12 protein-coding genes and 1 pseudogene are annotated in these 14,197 nt (G+C 70.0%); 4 read left to right on the top strand and 9 right to left on the bottom strand.

What is annotated here, in order from left to right; all coding sequences use genetic code 11:
* Positions 1-20 precede the first annotated feature (20 nt).
* The 3 genes from ACF07B_RS08145 to ACF07B_RS08135 all read left to right on the top strand — a co-directional run bounded on the left by ACF07B_RS08145 (position 21) and on the right by ACF07B_RS08135 (position 4,570).
* Complete coding sequence (locus ACF07B_RS08145) at positions 21-2,645, top strand: ATP-binding protein (RefSeq protein WP_392178234.1); 2,625 nt, start codon at positions 21-23, stop codon at positions 2,643-2,645.
* Positions 2,646-2,765: 120 nt separating this feature from the next.
* Positions 2,766-3,521, top strand: a complete 756-nt coding sequence (locus ACF07B_RS08140; protein ID WP_392178233.1) for an APC family permease — start codon at positions 2,766-2,768, stop codon at positions 3,519-3,521.
* Positions 3,521-4,570 (top strand): amino acid permease, encoded by a 1,050-nt coding sequence (locus ACF07B_RS08135; protein WP_392178232.1) that lies wholly within the window; start codon positions 3,521-3,523, stop codon positions 4,568-4,570. The genes ACF07B_RS08140 and ACF07B_RS08135 overlap by 1 nt, the downstream gene beginning before the upstream one ends.
* A 31-nt stretch (positions 4,571-4,601) precedes the next feature.
* Here ACF07B_RS08135 and kdpA read toward each other — a convergent pair whose 3' ends face one another.
* From kdpA to ACF07B_RS08100, 7 genes are all read right to left on the bottom strand, one after another.
* Positions 4,602-6,251, bottom strand: a complete 1,650-nt coding sequence (kdpA, locus tag ACF07B_RS08130) for a potassium-transporting ATPase subunit KdpA (RefSeq protein WP_392178231.1) — start codon at positions 6,249-6,251, stop codon at positions 4,602-4,604.
* A gap of 2 nt (positions 6,252-6,253) precedes the next feature.
* Positions 6,254-7,114, bottom strand: a complete 861-nt coding sequence (locus ACF07B_RS08125; RefSeq protein WP_392178230.1) for a potassium-transporting ATPase subunit C — start codon at positions 7,112-7,114, stop codon at positions 6,254-6,256.
* A 2-nt stretch (positions 7,115-7,116) separates the two neighbouring features.
* Complete coding sequence (gene kdpB / locus ACF07B_RS08120; RefSeq protein WP_392178229.1) at positions 7,117-9,285, bottom strand: potassium-transporting ATPase subunit KdpB; 2,169 nt, start codon at positions 9,283-9,285, stop codon at positions 7,117-7,119.
* The gene (kdpF, locus tag ACF07B_RS08115; protein WP_392178228.1) at positions 9,285-9,374 is read right to left on the bottom strand and encodes a K(+)-transporting ATPase subunit F; all 90 of its coding nucleotides are present in this window, start codon (positions 9,372-9,374) and stop codon (positions 9,285-9,287) included. Before kdpF ends, kdpB begins: the two co-directional genes overlap by 1 nt.
* Before the next feature lie 141 nt (positions 9,375-9,515).
* Positions 9,516-10,916, bottom strand: coding sequence for a diaminopimelate decarboxylase (gene lysA / locus ACF07B_RS08110; RefSeq protein ID WP_392178227.1), 1,401 nt, complete (start codon positions 10,914-10,916; stop codon positions 9,516-9,518).
* Positions 10,917-10,925: 9 nt separating this feature from the next.
* Complete coding sequence (locus ACF07B_RS08105) at positions 10,926-11,342, bottom strand: SAV_915 family protein (RefSeq protein ID WP_392178226.1); 417 nt, start codon at positions 11,340-11,342, stop codon at positions 10,926-10,928.
* Between the two features lie 760 nt (positions 11,343-12,102).
* Positions 12,103-12,345: a hypothetical protein gene (locus ACF07B_RS08100; RefSeq protein ID WP_392178225.1), complete on the bottom strand. Its 243-nt coding sequence runs from the start codon at positions 12,343-12,345 to the stop codon at positions 12,103-12,105.
* A gap of 58 nt (positions 12,346-12,403) precedes the next feature.
* On the opposite strand from ACF07B_RS08100, the pseudogene ACF07B_RS08095 reads away from it, so the two are divergent.
* Positions 12,404-12,568: pseudogene (locus ACF07B_RS08095) on the top strand (IS5/IS1182 family transposase); the annotation flags it as partial.
* Between the two features lie 91 nt (positions 12,569-12,659).
* Here the strand turns inward: ACF07B_RS08095 and ACF07B_RS08090 are convergent.
* Both ACF07B_RS08090 and ACF07B_RS08085 read right to left on the bottom strand, forming a co-directional pair.
* On the bottom strand, positions 12,660-12,986 hold the full coding sequence (locus ACF07B_RS08090; protein WP_392178224.1) for a hypothetical protein: 327 nt from the start codon (positions 12,984-12,986) through the stop codon (positions 12,660-12,662).
* 34 nt (positions 12,987-13,020) lie between these two features.
* Positions 13,021-13,977 (bottom strand): IS481 family transposase, encoded by a 957-nt coding sequence (locus ACF07B_RS08085; RefSeq protein ID WP_392178223.1) that lies wholly within the window; start codon positions 13,975-13,977, stop codon positions 13,021-13,023.
* Between the last annotated feature and the right edge of the window lie 220 nt (positions 13,978-14,197).

Raw genomic sequence — 14,197 nt, 5'->3', positions numbered from 1 at the left:
AGAGACGAAGAGACGAGAAGATGGCACGCGGCAAGCTTCGGATCTACCTCGGTGCGGCACCGGGGGTCGGCAAGACGTACGCGATGCTCTCCGAGGCGCACCGCCGCGTCGAGCGGGGCACCGACTGCGTGGTCGCGTTCGTGGAACACCACCACCGGCCGCGCACCGAGGTGATGCTGAACGGGCTGGAACAGGTTCCGCGCAAGGAGTTGGAGTACCGCGGCACCGTCTTCACGGAGATGGACGTGGACGCGGTGCTGGCCCGGCGCCCACAGGTGGCCCTGGTCGACGAACTGCCCCACACGAACATCCCCGGTTCTCGCAACACCAAGCGTTGGCAGGACGTCGAGGAACTCCTCGCCGCAGGTATCGACGTCATCTCCACCGTGAACATTCAGCACCTGGAGTCCTTGTGCGACGTCGTCGAGTCCATCACCGGCATCCGGCAGCAGGAGACGGTCCCGGACGAAGTCGTACGCCGGGCGGACCAGATCGAGCTGGTCGACATGTCGCCGCCCGCGCTGCGCCGCCGGATGGCGCACGGCAACATCTACAAGCCCGACAAGGTCGACGCGGCCCTGTCCAACTACTTCCGGCCGGGCAATCTCACGGCCCTGCGTGAACTCGCGCTGCTGTGGGTCGCCGACCGGGCAGACGAATACCTGACCGAGTACCGCAGCGAACACCGGGTCTCCAAGATCTGGGGATCCCGGGAGCGGATCGTCGTCGGACTCACCGGCGGTCCCGAGGGCCGCACGCTGATCCGCCGCGCCGTAAGGCTCGCAGAGAAGGGTGCCGGCGGCGAGGTACTGGCCGTCTACATCGCCCGCAGCGACGGACTGACCAACGCCTCGCCGAAGGAACTGGCGATCCAGCGCACCCTCGTGGAGGACCTCGGCGGCACCTTCCACCACGTCATCGGCGACGATGTCCCCACCGGGCTCCTCGACTTCGCGCGCGGGGTCAACGCCACCCAGATCGTCCTCGGGGTGTCTCGTCGCAAGACCTGGCAGTACGTCTTCGGGCCGGGCGTCGGCGCGACGGTGGCCCGCGACTCGGGTCCCGACCTCGATGTCCACCTGATCACTCACGACGAGGCAGGCAAGGGACGCGGACTGCCCGTGGTCCGGAGCAGGCGGCTCGGCCGGTCCCGCGTCATCTGGGGCTGGCTCGTCGGCGTGACCGGCCCCGCACTTCTCACGCTGTTGCTCACCAGCGCGACACCCGAAGTCGGCCTCGCCAACGACATGCTGCTGTTCCTGGCGATGACGGTGGCCGCGGCCCTGCTGGGAGGCCTCTACCCCGCACTGGCCTCGGCCGTTGTGGGCTCCCTGCTGCTGAACTGGTTCTTCACCCCGCCCGTCCACACCCTGACGATCGCCGACCCCGAGAACATCGTCGCCATCGCGATCTTCGTCGGGGTCGCCGTGTCGGTGGCCTCCGTCGTGGACCTGGCGGCCCGGCGCACGCACCAGGCGGCGCGGCTGCGGGCCGAGTCGGAGATCCTCTCCTTCCTGGCGGGCAGCGTGCTGCGCGGCGAGACCAGCCTGGAGGAGCTGCTGGAGCGGGTCCGGGAGACCTTCGCCATGGAGTCGGTCGCGCTCCTGGAGAGGGAGAGTGACGTGGCTCCTTGGACCTGCGCCGGCAGTGTGGGCCCGCGCCCGCGTGTCGAGCGGCCGGAGGACGCGGACGTCGACATGCCGGTCGGCGACCGTATGGCACTGGCCCTGTCGGGGCGGGTCCTGCCGGCCGAGGACAGACGCGTACTGGCGGCGTTCGCCGCCCAGGCCGCGGTGGTCCTGGACCGGCAGCGGCTGCAGTCCCAGGCCGACCAGTCCCGCACGCTGGCAGAGGGCAACCGCATCCGCACCGCACTGCTCGCCGCCGTCAGCCACGACCTGCGCACACCGCTGGCCGCGATCAAGGCAGCCGTCTCCTCTCTCAGGTCCGACGACGTGGCCTGGTCGGAGGAGGACCGGGCCGAGCTGCTGGAGGGCATCGAACAGGGCTCGGACCGCCTCGACCACCTGGTGGGCAACCTGCTCGACATGTCCCGCCTCCAGACCGGTACGGTCACCCCGCTCATACGCGAGATCGACCTCGACGAGGTGGTTCCGATGGCGCTCGGCGGGGTCCCCGAGGACAGCGTGGAACTGGAGATCCCGGAAACCCTGCCCATGGTCGCCGTCGACCCCGGCCTGCTGGAACGCTCGGTCGCCAACCTCGTGGAGAACGCGGTCAAGTACAGCCCCTCCGGCGAGCGGGTCCTGGTGTCCGCGAGTGCCATGGCCGACCGGGTGGAGGTGCGCGTGGTGGACCGGGGGCCGGGTGTCCCGGACGAGGCCAAGGACCGTATCTTCGAGCCGTTCCAGCGGTATGGAGACGCCCCCCGCGGCACCGGAGTGGGCCTAGGCCTGGCGGTGGCACGCGGCTTCGCGGAGGCGATGGGCGGCACGCTCGACGCCGAGGACACCCCCGGCGGCGGACTCACCATGGTGCTCACCGTCCCGGCCGCACCCGATCCCCTGCCCGTCCGCCCGGACCTCCCGGCGACCGCCACCCCCCAGCCGGCTTCGACCCGGCCGGGCGGCCCGCACGGCTCCGACCCGACTTCCGGCAAGGGGGCTTCCCCAGCACAGTCATGAAGCATTCCCTGACGAGGTGCGAAGCCTTGGCGCGTCCTTGACGCTCCTCGTCGTGATGGCGTGGTCACACTGGCCTCGAACAGCCCTGATCCCCCCACACTCTGCACCGCGAGGTCCCCGATGGCGTACGGTCTGGCCCGCCGCGAACTGCGGCCGAAGGTTCCGTTGCTGCCAGGAGAGGGCGAACGGCACCACCTCACCAGTCTTGAAGGGCTCGCCGCCCTGTCCCTGGACGCGTTGAGCTCGGTGGCGTACGGGCCCGAGGCGATCGTGCTCGTCCTGATCGCCGCCGGGACCGGGGCGCTGACCGCGACACTGCCGGTGACCTTGGTCATCGCCGCGCTGCTGGCGGTGCTCGTCGTGTCCTACGGGCAGGTGATCGCCGTTCACCCGGACGGCGGTGGCGCCTACGCGGTGGCCAAGAAGGATCTCGGCCCCAGGACGAGTTACCTCGCGGCGGCCAGTCTCGTCGTGGACTACGTGCTCACCGTGACCGTCAGTCTCGCGTCCGCCTTCCCCTCGCTCGGCTCGTATCTGCTCGAACTCTGCCTCGCCGGGCTCGCTCTGCTCACGGTCGTGAACCTGCGGGGGGTGGCAGAGAGCGCGCGGGTACTGATGCTGCCCACGGTGTTGTTCATCGTGAGCATCCTCGGCATCGTCGTGCTCGGGCTTTTGCGCCCGCACCCGGTGGCCGTCGTCGGGACCGACCAACCCGTCCACGCCACCGAGGCATTGGGCGTGTTGTTGCTTCTGAAGGCGTTCTCCTCGGGCTGCTCCGCGCTGACCGGAGTGGAGGCCATCGCCAACGGGGTACCCGCCTTCCGCGAGCCGCGAGCCGCGAGCCGCGCGTCAAGCGGGCGCAGCGCACCGAGCTGATGCTGGGCGCGCTGCTCGGGCTGATGCTGATCGGTCTTGCCGTGCTGATCCGCCGTGACCACGTGGCCCCCCGCGGCGGCGTAACTGTACTCGCGCAGCTCACGGCGGGTTCGTACGGGACGGGCTGGGCGTACTACGCGACCAATCTCATCGTCACAGTCGCTCTTGCGTTCGCCGCGAACACCAGCTTCGGTGGACTGCCCGTCCTGATGAGCCTGCTGGCCAAGGACCACCGGCTGCCGCACCTGTTCGGGCTGCGCAAGGAACGCCCCGTCTACCGCTGGGGAGTGGTGGCCCTCGCCCTGCTCGCGGCGCTGCTGCTGATCGCCGTGAACGCGGACACGCACCGGATGATCCCGCTGTTCGCGATCGGGGTGTTCATCGGCTTCACGATCAGTCAGATCGGGCTCGTACGGCACTGGAGGCAGGAGCGGTCGCCCGGCTGGCTGCGGCGCGCGGTGCTGAACGGGATCGGCGCGGTACTGACGGCCGTGGCGGGCATCGTCCTGCTGGCCACCAAATTCCTGGAGGGAGCCTGGGTGGTGGTCGCCATCCCGCTGCTCATGCTGTTGTTCGCCCGAGTCCAGCGGTACTACACGGAGGCCGGCCGGGAACTCGGGCTGGGGGAGATCCCGCCGCCGGTGCGGATCACCGACTCCCTCGTCATCGTGCCGGTCGGTGAGGTCAGCAAGCTCACCCAGCACGCGCTGACGGCCGCCCGCGCGCTCGGTCACGACGTCGTCGCGGTCGCCGTACACGGAGATCCCGCCAAAGCCCTTGCCCTGGAGGAGAGTTGGGCCCGCTGGAATCCCGGCGTACGCCTGGACGTCATCGACAGCCCGCAACGCTCCCTCGTGGAACCGATCATCGACTACGTCCGCCGGGCGGAGAAGGAAGGACGGCAGATCGCCGTCCTCATCCCCGAGGTCGAGCCGCGCCACCGCCGCTACCAGATCCTCCAGAATCAGCGCGGCCTCCTGCTGGCCGCCGCGCTGCGCGCCCGTACCGACGTCGTCGTCTGCGTCGTGCCGTACCGGCTGAGTCTGTGAAGTCCCGCAGGCTCAGCCGGTGCCCGGGCGGCTACAGCAGGCCGTCGGCGATGGTACCCAGGGACAGCGCCGGCAGGAAGTTGAGCAGTGCCAGGACGACGGCCGTGGCAGTGGCAAGGACGACGAAGTTGACGCCCTGGGCACGCAGCGTGCCGACCGTGACGATGCCCGGCTGCTGCCTGGCGAGCCGTCCGGCCAGCGCCAGCACGGCGACCATCGGGAGGTACCGCCCTGCCAGCATCGCGACCACCATCAAGAGGTTGTGGAAGTCGGTGGCGCCGTTGAAGCCCGCCATCGCGCTGCCGTTGCTGTTCGCGTTGCTGGTGTAGGCGTAGATCAGCTCGGTCAGACCGTGCGCCCCCGGGTTGCCCATCGAGGTCCGCCCGTCGCCGAAGGCGAGCGCGATACCCGTGCACGCCAGGATGACGGTGGGCGCGATCAGCGCGTACACCACGACCCAGCGCATCTCCCCGAACCCGATCCGCTTGCGCAGGTACTCGGGTGTGCGGCCGACCATCAGACCCCCGATGAAGACGGCCACCAGGACCACCACGATCAAACCGTAGAGCCCGCTGCCGGTGCCGCCGGGTGCGATCTCGCCGAGCATCATCGCGGACAGCAGCACACCGCCGCCGAGGCTGGAGTAGCTGTCGTACGAGGAGTTGGCCGCGCCGTCGGCCGATCCTGTGGCCCCCACCCCGAACAATGTCGAGCCGGGAATGCCGAAGCGGGTCTCCGTGCCCTCGTACTGGCCGCCGACCGCCTGGGTGACCGTGCCGCTGTGCGCGGACTGGGCCAGCGTTCCGGCCGCGAGGAGCAGGCCGAACAGGATGCCGACCACCGTGAGCAGGGTCCAGCTCTGCCTGAGGCTGCCGATCAGCCGGCCGAACATGCGGATACAGGCTGTCGGGATCAGCAGCATGAGCACGATCTCGAAGGCGTTGGTCCAGGCACTCGGGTTCTCGAAGGGGTGGGCGCTGTTGGCGTTGAAGACGCCGCCGCCGTCACCCGTGAACAGCTTGATCGGCTCCCAGGATCCGACCGGTCCGTCGAGGATCGTCTGCTTGGCGCCCGCGACCGTGGTGATGGTGTGGCCGGCGCCCAGGCTCTGGATCACACCGCCCGCCATCAGGATCAGGCCGCCGACGACCGCCAACGGGAGCAGGACGCGGACGATCGTGCGCAGCAGGTCGACCCAGAAGTTGCCGAGGTCGTCGGTGCCGCGCCGGACCAGGCCCCGGACCAGGGCGAGGGCCACGCAGAGGCCGACCGCCGCCGACGCGAACGCCTGGACGCCCAGGCCCGCCATGACCGCGAGGTGACCGGTGGCCGACTCGCCGGCGTAGTTCTGCCAGCTGGTGTTCGTCGTGAAGGAGACGGCGGTGTGCAGCGCGAGCCGCCACGGCATGCCCTCGTGACCCGTCGACCAGGGCAGCTTGCCCTGGAGGGTGAAGAGGGCGAAGAGCGCCGCGACGCTCATGACGGAGAAGGCGAGCAGGGCCGTGAGGTAGTGCCGCCAGGTCTGCTCCTTGTCCGGGTCGATGCCGCACACGCGGTAGAGGGCTCTCTCACCGCGCCGGTGCCTGCCGCCGTCGAGAGCTCGGGCCATGTAGTCACCGAGCGGAACGTGCAGTCCCGCCACCACGGCGAGGACGAGTGATGCCTGGATCCAGGCCGCCATGATCAGGCTCCCTGCTGGGGGTAGGTACGGTCGAGTGCGATGTTCAGCTCGACGACATTGACGCCCGGCTCGCCGAGCACACCGAGCCCGCGGCCGGTGGTGTACTTCGCGATCAGCTTCCGCACGGTGGCCACGCTCGCACCGCGCTCGTGCGCGACCCGCGGTGCCTGGAGCCTTGCGTACGCCGGGCTGATGTCCGGGTCGAGCCCGCTGCCGCTCGCGGTGACCGCGTCGGCGGGGACGACGGGGTGCGCCGGGGCGTCGCCGCGTACGGGGACGGTCACGGCGCGGCTGTAGTCCGCCCCGGGCTCGGCGCACGTGACGCGAACACCTTTGTACGTGGCGAGGAACGGCTTCGCGGGGCAGGCCTGGTTGAGGCTGACGGCCCGGGTGACCTGGCCGCTTGTACCGCCGTCGTAGAAGACGCCGAGGACCGCTCCCACGCCCTCCGGTGTGCAGAACGGGCGGGAGCCGTCAACGCCTTCGAGCTCACCGACCGCCTTGCTCCGCCCGCACACCAGGGTGAGCAGGCTCGGCTTGTCTTTTGTGTCGACGACGGACTCGGGGCCCTGGTTTCCGGCCCCGGACGCCGTGGCGTCGTACCCCGTACCGGCGTTGGAGGGCCGGGACTGGAAGTACCGCTTGAGCGGGTTGCCCTTGGAGTCCGTGAAGGACTGGCCGATCAGGGAGGAGCCGGCGTCCTTGCCGTTGGCGGCGGTGACCTCGGACTTGCCGTCCAGGAAAGGGACTTGGGCGAAGGCGGTCATGGCCAGCGGATAGGCCAGGCCGGTCAGGAGAGTCAGCACGAGGACCACCCGGAGCGCCGCGAGGTGCTGGGCTAGCCAGTGCGGGATGCGTGTCATGGTCAGATCCCCGGGATGAACTGGACGAGGGCGAAGTCGATGAACTTGATGGCGAGGAAGGGCGCGACGACGCCGCCGAGCCCGTAGAGCCACAGGTTGCGGGTGAGCAGGGCGGAGGCGGAGGAGGGCCGGTAGCGCACACCGCGCAGGGCCAGCGGGATCAGCGCCAGGATGACCACCGCGTTGAACACGACGGCGGAGAGGATCGCGGACAGCGGCGAGTGCAGGTCCATGACGTTGAGCCGGTCCAGCCCCGGATCCACGGCGGCGAACATCGCGGGCAGGATCGCGAAGTACTTGGCGATGTCGTTGGCGATCGAGAACGTCGTCAACGCGCCCCGGGTGATGAGGAGTTGCTTGCCGATCTCGACGATCTCGATGATCTTCGTGGGATCGGAGTCGAGGTCGACCATGTTGCCGGCCTCCTTGGCGGCCGACGTGCCGGTGTTCATCGCGACGCCGACGTCCGCCTGGGCGAGGGCCGGGGCGTCGTTCGTCCCGTCGCCGGTCATGGCGATGAGGTGACCGCCCGCCTGTTCCCGTTTGATCAGCTCCAGCTTGTCCTCGGGAGTCGCCTCCGCGAGGAAGTCGTCGACGCCCGCCTCCTCGGCGATCGCCTTCGCGGTCACCGGGTTGTCGCCGGTGATCATCACCGTGCGGATACCCATCCGGCGCAGCTCGTCAAAGCGTTCGCGCAGGCCGGGCTTGACGACGTCCTTGAGGTGGACGACACCGAGCACTTCGGCCCGGCCGTCGCACGTGGACCGCGCCACGGCCAGCGGCGTACCGCCCGACGCGGAGACCTGCTGCGCGGCACTTTCCAGCGCGAGCGGAACCTCGCCGCCCTGCTCACGCGCCCATGCCGCGACCGACGCCGCAGCGCCCTTGCGCAGTCGCTCCCCGTCGGCAAGGTCGACCCCGGACATCCGGGTGGCGGCGGTGAACGACACCCACTCGGCGCCGTTCGCGACCCGCTCGGTCAACTCGTACTTCGCGTAGGCGAATTCGACGATGGAGCGGCCCTCTGGCGTCTCGTCGGCCAAGCTGGAAAGGAGCGCGGCCCGCGCCAGCCGTTCCACGGGGACCGCTCCGACCGGGAGGAACGCGCTCGCCCGCCGGTTGCCGAAGGTGATCGTGCCCGTCTTGTCGAGCAGCAGGGTGCTGACGTCACCGGCCGCCTCGACCGCCCGGCCGGACATGGCCAGGACGTTCCGCTGCACCAACCGGTCCATGCCCGCGATGCCGATCGCCGACAGCAGCGCGCCGATCGTCGTCGGGATCAGGCAGACCAGCAGTGAGACCAGCACGATGGCGGTCACGCCGTTCGCGTCGAGCGCCGTGGTGTCGTGCGCGGCGGCCATCGCGTCCTTGGAGAAGATCGCCATCGGCTGCAGGGTCACGACCGCGACCAGGAAGACGAAGGTCAGCATGGCCAACAGCAGGTTCAGCGCCAGCTCGTTGGGGGTCTTCTTCCGGTTGGCGCCCTCGACCAGGGCGATCATCCGGTCCAGGAAACTCTGCCCGGGCTCCTGGGTGATCCGTACGACGAGGTGGTCGGAGAGCACCCGGGTACCGCCGGTGACCGCGCTGCGGTCGCCGCCCGACTCACGGATGACCGGCGCGGACTCACCGGTGATCGCGGACTCGTCGACGCTCGCGGCGCCGTCGACGACATCGCCGTCGCCGGGGATCAGCTCTCCGGCGGACACGGACACGATGTCGCCCCGCCTCAACTCGGAGGCTGCGACGGCCTCTTCGAGGCAGGCGTCCTGAGTCGCCCCGGGCTCCCAGCCGGCGAGGCGCCAGGCGGTGGTCTGCTGCCGGGTCCTGCGCAGCGAGTCGGCCTGCGCCTTGCCACGGCTCTCGGCCACGGCCTCGGCGAGGTTGGCGAAGACCACCGTCAGCCACAGCCAGCCGGTGATCAGCCAGCCGAAGAGGCTGGGGTGGACGACGGCGATGCCCGTGGTCAGCGCGGCGCCGACCTCGGTCACAAACATGACCGGGTTGTGGAACAGGGTCACCGGATTCAGTTTGGTGAACGCCTGCGGGAGAGCGCGCCACAGTTGCGTCGGATCGAGCATTCCGGCGCCGACCCGGCGCGGCGGCCGGCCGGTTCCAGGAGGAGGCGAGTCCGGCACGGGTGCGGGCAGGGTCTGGGCGGGGGCGGACATCAGAACTTCTCCGGCTTGATCAGCGCGAGGATCAGGTAGGCGAGCAGGGCGACGGCCACGATCAGGCCGACGGTGTTTTCGACGGTCATCGAGACCTCGTCTTCTCAGGGCAGGGGACGGTTCGGGGGATTTTCGTGATCCTTCGGGCATGCGTGGCGCGGGATCTCCGGCGTGCGTCCTCCGCCGGGCGGAAGCCTCGGCGCGGCGGAGGACCGGGGCGGGACCAGGGATTACAGCCCGACGTCGCGCCGGCTCATGTCGTCCAGCGACTCACGCCGTACGAGCACACGCGCGATGCCGTCGGAGACCGCGACCACCGGGGGGCGGCCGACGAGGTTGTACCCGGAGGCCATGGAGAGGTGGTAGGCGCCGGCTGCAGGCACGGCGAGGAGGTCACCGGGGCGCACATCGCCGGGGAGGGCCACCTCGTCCGCGAGAATGTCGCCCGCCTCGCAGTGCCGGCCCACGACGGTGACGAGGCGGGGCGGTGCGCAGGAGGGGCGGCCGGTGAGCCGGGGCGCGTATCTCACTCCGTACAGCGCGGGCCTGGGGTTGTCGCTCATGCCGCCGTCGACGGCGACGAAGGTGTGGGCGCCGGTGCGCTTGACGGCCAGCACCCGGTAGACGGCGACCCCGGCGGGGCCGACGATCGCCCGGCCGGGTTCGAGGGTGAGCCGGGGCACGGGCAGCCCGGCGCGGGCGCAGCCGTCCTCGAGCTCGGCACGGACCCTCCCGGCCAGGACGGAGATGTTGAGGTGCTCCTCGCCGGGGCGGTAGGCGATGGCGTGGCCGCCGCCGATGTTCAGCTGGGGGAGGGCGATGCCGTGCTGGCCGTGGATGCGGGCCATCAGTCCGACCATGCGGCGCACGGCGGCGACGTACGGTTTCGCGGTGGTGACCTGGGAGCCGATGTGGCAGTGCAGGCCGACGAGTTCGAGGTGCGGCTGGTCGAGTATCCGGGTGACGGCATACTGCGCGGAGCCGTCCGCGACCGACAGGCCGAACTTCTGGTCGTCCGTGCCGGTGCGCACCTTGGCGTGTCCGCCGGCCACGATGCCGGGCACCACGCGCACCATGACCGGCTGGCGACTTCCGGCGGGAGTGATCGCGGCCAGCCGGGCGATCTCCGAGGTGCTGTCCACGACGATACGTCCGACACCGAGCCGGAGAGCTGTACCGAGGTCCTCGGGGCTCTTGGCGTTGCCGTGCAGCACGATCTTCTCCGGCGGGAAGCCGGTGGTGACGGCGAGTGCGAGTTCTCCGGCGGAGCAGACGTCCAGACCGAGGCCCTCTTCCTGGACCCAGTGGACCATGGCCCGGCACAGGAAGGCCTTGGCCGCGTAGACGATGTCGGCGTCCGGGAACGCCGTACGGTAGGCGCGACAGCGCTCCCGGACCTCCTTCTCGTCGAGGACGTAGACCGGGGTGCCGAAGCGGTCGGCGGCCTCGGTCAGGGAGACACCGCCCACGGAGACGTCCCCGTGGGGTTCGGGGCGGGCTGAACGGGGCCAAACGGAGAAGCCGTCGGCGTCTCGCGCGTCGGCGTGGGGTCCTTCGCCGGAGCGGCCGGCTTCGCGTGCCCACCGTTGCTGAACGGATGGTTCCTGAACAGGGAGTTCCTGGATGGACATGACGTCTCCTCAGCCGATCAGCGGGTTCAGGCTCGCGACGGCGGCCGCGGTTTCGGTCACCCGCAGGACGACGGCGTGCTGGGGATGCCAGCGGTGCCAGGAGTTCTCGCGCTCGCGGACCGTGGCCGTGGTGCGGTCGGTCGTGGGGGCGGAGAACTGCGGGTCGACGGTGAGGGCGGTGACGCCCAGAGGTGCGGCGAGGGCGCGCAGGGCCGGTTCGGAGAGCCGGATGGAGGTCTGGTCCGGGCCGAGCGTGGCGGTCAGCCTCGCGACCGAGGTGAAGCCGACGGCCGTACGGCCGCCCAGCGGAGTGCGGAAGAACCGGGCCGTACAGCCCGCCGGCCCCGACCGGACAGGGACGAAGAGAAGTCCGGCCGGGAAGGGTTCCGAGGGCTCGGGGTCCTCGGAGTACTCGACTGGAGACATGGTGTTGCTCCTCGCGGAAGGCGACGTGCGCCGCCCGGCCGGATCGGCCGGGCGCTGCGATGAAGCTATGCCCGCCCCACCGGGGTCGGGGCCCATCACTGACGGATGCTTGACGGCAAGCCCCGCACCCGTAACGCGATGCTGACGGACGCGGGAACACCTGGTCAGAGCGGCGGCAGAGCCATCAGCCGAAGCCGCGCCGCTGCCGGCCCCGACCAATGATGGACAGGACGGAGCGGCCTGAGGCGAGGAGCGTACGGAATGGTGGATCCGGACGTTATGCGGAGACGGCCGTAGGGGGGTGCCCCTACGGCATCGCCAAGCAGATCACCGAGGCGACGCGGCCCGACAGCGGAACCGCCGCGGTGGTCCGCGGCGCAGTCGGATCGAGCCGCCGGATAAATCGCCCCGGAGCGCTGGGTGGCATAGGGCGCCGGCTGTGCCTACTTCCTGCGCAGCGGACGGCTTGCCCGACGCGGGAATGGCGGCGCCCTCAGTCGCCGACGTGCCCGGTTGGTCAAGGACAAGCCGGGGCGGCGCGGTTTTGAGCTGAACTTTGCTGCCGTCGACCTCGGCGAGCTCACTGAAGGTGCAACCGGTCGCAGCGACGAGGGAGGCGAGCGCCGCGGTGCGGATCCACGTGGGTTCGTACGTGGTCCGGGACCGATGCACGGCGAGCCTGCGAGTGATCTCGGCGGCCTCGGCCGGGTCCAGGTGCTCGCCCGTCGGGTCCGGGGGACTTCGAGGCGCCACGGGGTGCTCAGGAAGTCGGCGAACCGTTGTAGGTGATGAACCGGCTGTGTTTGGTCGCGGCCGCGGACGCGGCGCGCATTTCCGTGCAGGGTGCCCGCCGGCGGGTGTCCCCGGCGGCGGGCCGCGCCGACTCCGGCATCGGCACCCGCCACAGCGCGAGCCCGTCGCGGTTGAGCACGCCGGAGAGCCTGACGATGGCGATGATGCTCCGCTGAGCGGCCCGCACTTCCGGAGGCAGGGTTGGTGCCATCGGTTGACTTCGTCTCGTTGCAGTGCCCACGGTGGGCACCGTACTGGGCAACGATCAGACGGTCCGTCGGAATCGGCGAGGACGTCGCATCGGCCCTCACGCCCGCTGGGCCGTCGAGCGCGCCTTCGCCTGGCTCAAGCGGCTCCGCATCCGTTACGAACGACGCACCGGTCTGCACCAAGGCCTGCTTGAACTGGCCTGCAGCCTCATGTGCCTTCGCCGCCCCGAAGGCCATTCTGAAAGATCAGTATGGTGCGCCAGCCGAAATCGGCCGCAGGGTAGCGAAGTCGGGTTCCTGCCCTTGGGGGCTGAACTCAGGTGAGGTCGAAGGTGACGCTCACGGAGCCGTTCCAGTCCGGTGCCTCCATGAGCGTGAGGGCTCCATCCTTTGCCTCGACGACTCGCACCGTTATGCCGCCGCGATCCTCACCGGGAAACGCGACGGAGAAGTGGGGATCCATCTCCATGAGGAAGTCCCAGCCCTCGCGCTGGGTCGTGTCGAGTGCATTGGCATGCCGGCCGGTTGCCTGCCACTTGCCGGCCGCGTCGACAGTGACGGTGACGTCGATGTCGTACATCTCAAGGCACGTCGAGTGATTAGCCCACCATTCGAGGCGGGCCTGACCCACGAATCGATCCATGAGGACACTATGCACGGCGCATAGGCCAGACGGGCTAGGTGTTTTGACCCGCAGCGTTGTTCACACGGCTGATGGGTGGCTGGCCTCCGAGGGCGGTGTGGCAGCGATGGTAGTTGTAGCCGTGGAGGAAGTCGTCCAGGGCGGCCGTGCGTTCGTCGTTGCTGGTGTAGGGCCGCAGGTAGGCCCATTCGTCGAGCAGGGTGCGGTTGAAGCGTTCGACCTTGCCGTTGGTCTGCGGCCGGTAGGCGCGCGTCAGCTTTCCGGTCGCGCCGATCTCGGCGAGGGCCTGTTTCCAGGCCAGGCCCTTGCGGTAGGCCCAGGCGTTGTCGGTGAGCACGCGTTCGATGCGGGTGATGCCGTGCGTGTGGAAGAACGCAGCCGCGCGGGTGAGGAAGCCCGCGCAGGTGGCGACCTTCTCGTCCGGGTGGATCTCGCTGTAGGCGAGGCGACTGTGGTCGTCGACGGCGGAGTGGACATAGTCGAAGCCCATTTTGCTGCGGGTGGCCCGGCCGGCCTGGCGGCCCAGCACCTTGTGGCCGCCGCCGTCCGGGATCCGGCCGAGTTTCTTGACGTCGACGTGCAGGAGCTCGCCGGGCCGGTCGCGTTCGTAGCGGCGGATGACCTGGCCGGTGGGCCGGTCCAGGTGGGCCAGGCGGTTCAGGCCGTGGCAGGTCGGGATCCGGTGGATGGTCGAGGCGGGCAGGCCCAGGAGCGGGCCGAGCCGTGCGGGACCGAGTTTGCGGGCCTGCCGCAGCTGGCAGACCCGGGCCTCCAGGGCCGCAGGTGTGCGATGCGGTGTCGTCCGGGGCCGGCTGGAGCGGTCGGCGAGGCCCGGTTCGCCCTCGTCCCGCCAGCGGCGGACCCACTTGTGGGCCGTGGCTCGGGAGACGCCCATCTCGGCCGCCACATGAGCGACCGGGCGGCCCGCGCAGACACGTTCGACCAGCAGCCGCCTGCCATGAACGGTCAGCCGGGCATTACGGTGGGACACGAAGACCTCCGTGCGGTGCAGTCCTAGACAGCTCCACCACATCGGAGGTCTTCGCCATGTTCAAGACCCGCCAGTGTCAACAACGCTCGTGATCAATACAGCTAGGGCGTGTCTTACGGATCTTGCCCTCAGCATGTCAGGCTTGCCCTCAGCATGTCAGGGCGGTGGTCCCGACTTCCCGTGCTGCAAAGGCCCCCGCGCGCTGCCTGCGGTCTTTAGC

Source organism: Streptomyces sp. NPDC015532 (assembly GCF_043078065.1).
Taxonomy (GTDB): Bacteria; Actinomycetota; Actinomycetes; order Streptomycetales; family Streptomycetaceae; genus Streptomyces.
The sequence above is the reverse complement of the archived record's forward strand: the minus strand, read 5'-3'. Positions and strand labels throughout refer to the sequence as shown.

What these genes read in the sequence shown, in the direction of transcription:
- ACF07B_RS08145 (WP_392178234.1), top strand. Translation starts at nt 21, where the DNA reads ATGGCACGCGGCAAGCTTCGGATCTACCTCGGTGCGGCACCGGGGGTC.
- ACF07B_RS08140 (WP_392178233.1), top strand. Translation starts at nt 2,766, where the DNA reads ATGGCGTACGGTCTGGCCCGCCGCGAACTGCGGCCGAAGGTTCCGTTG.
- ACF07B_RS08135 (WP_392178232.1), top strand. Translation starts at nt 3,521, where the DNA reads ATGCTGGGCGCGCTGCTCGGGCTGATGCTGATCGGTCTTGCCGTGCTG.
- kdpA (WP_392178231.1), bottom strand. Translation starts at nt 6,251, where the DNA reads ATGGCGGCCTGGATCCAGGCATCACTCGTCCTCGCCGTGGTGGCGGGA.
- ACF07B_RS08125 (WP_392178230.1), bottom strand. Translation starts at nt 7,114, where the DNA reads ATGACACGCATCCCGCACTGGCTAGCCCAGCACCTCGCGGCGCTCCGG.
- kdpB (WP_392178229.1), bottom strand. Translation starts at nt 9,285, where the DNA reads ATGTCCGCCCCCGCCCAGACCCTGCCCGCACCCGTGCCGGACTCGCCT.
- kdpF (WP_392178228.1), bottom strand. Translation starts at nt 9,374, where the DNA reads ATGACCGTCGAAAACACCGTCGGCCTGATCGTGGCCGTCGCCCTGCTC.
- lysA (WP_392178227.1), bottom strand. Translation starts at nt 10,916, where the DNA reads ATGTCCATCCAGGAACTCCCTGTTCAGGAACCATCCGTTCAGCAACGG.
- ACF07B_RS08105 (WP_392178226.1), bottom strand. Translation starts at nt 11,342, where the DNA reads ATGTCTCCAGTCGAGTACTCCGAGGACCCCGAGCCCTCGGAACCCTTC.
- ACF07B_RS08100 (WP_392178225.1), bottom strand. Translation starts at nt 12,345, where the DNA reads ATGGCACCAACCCTGCCTCCGGAAGTGCGGGCCGCTCAGCGGAGCATC.
- ACF07B_RS08090 (WP_392178224.1), bottom strand. Translation starts at nt 12,986, where the DNA reads ATGGATCGATTCGTGGGTCAGGCCCGCCTCGAATGGTGGGCTAATCAC.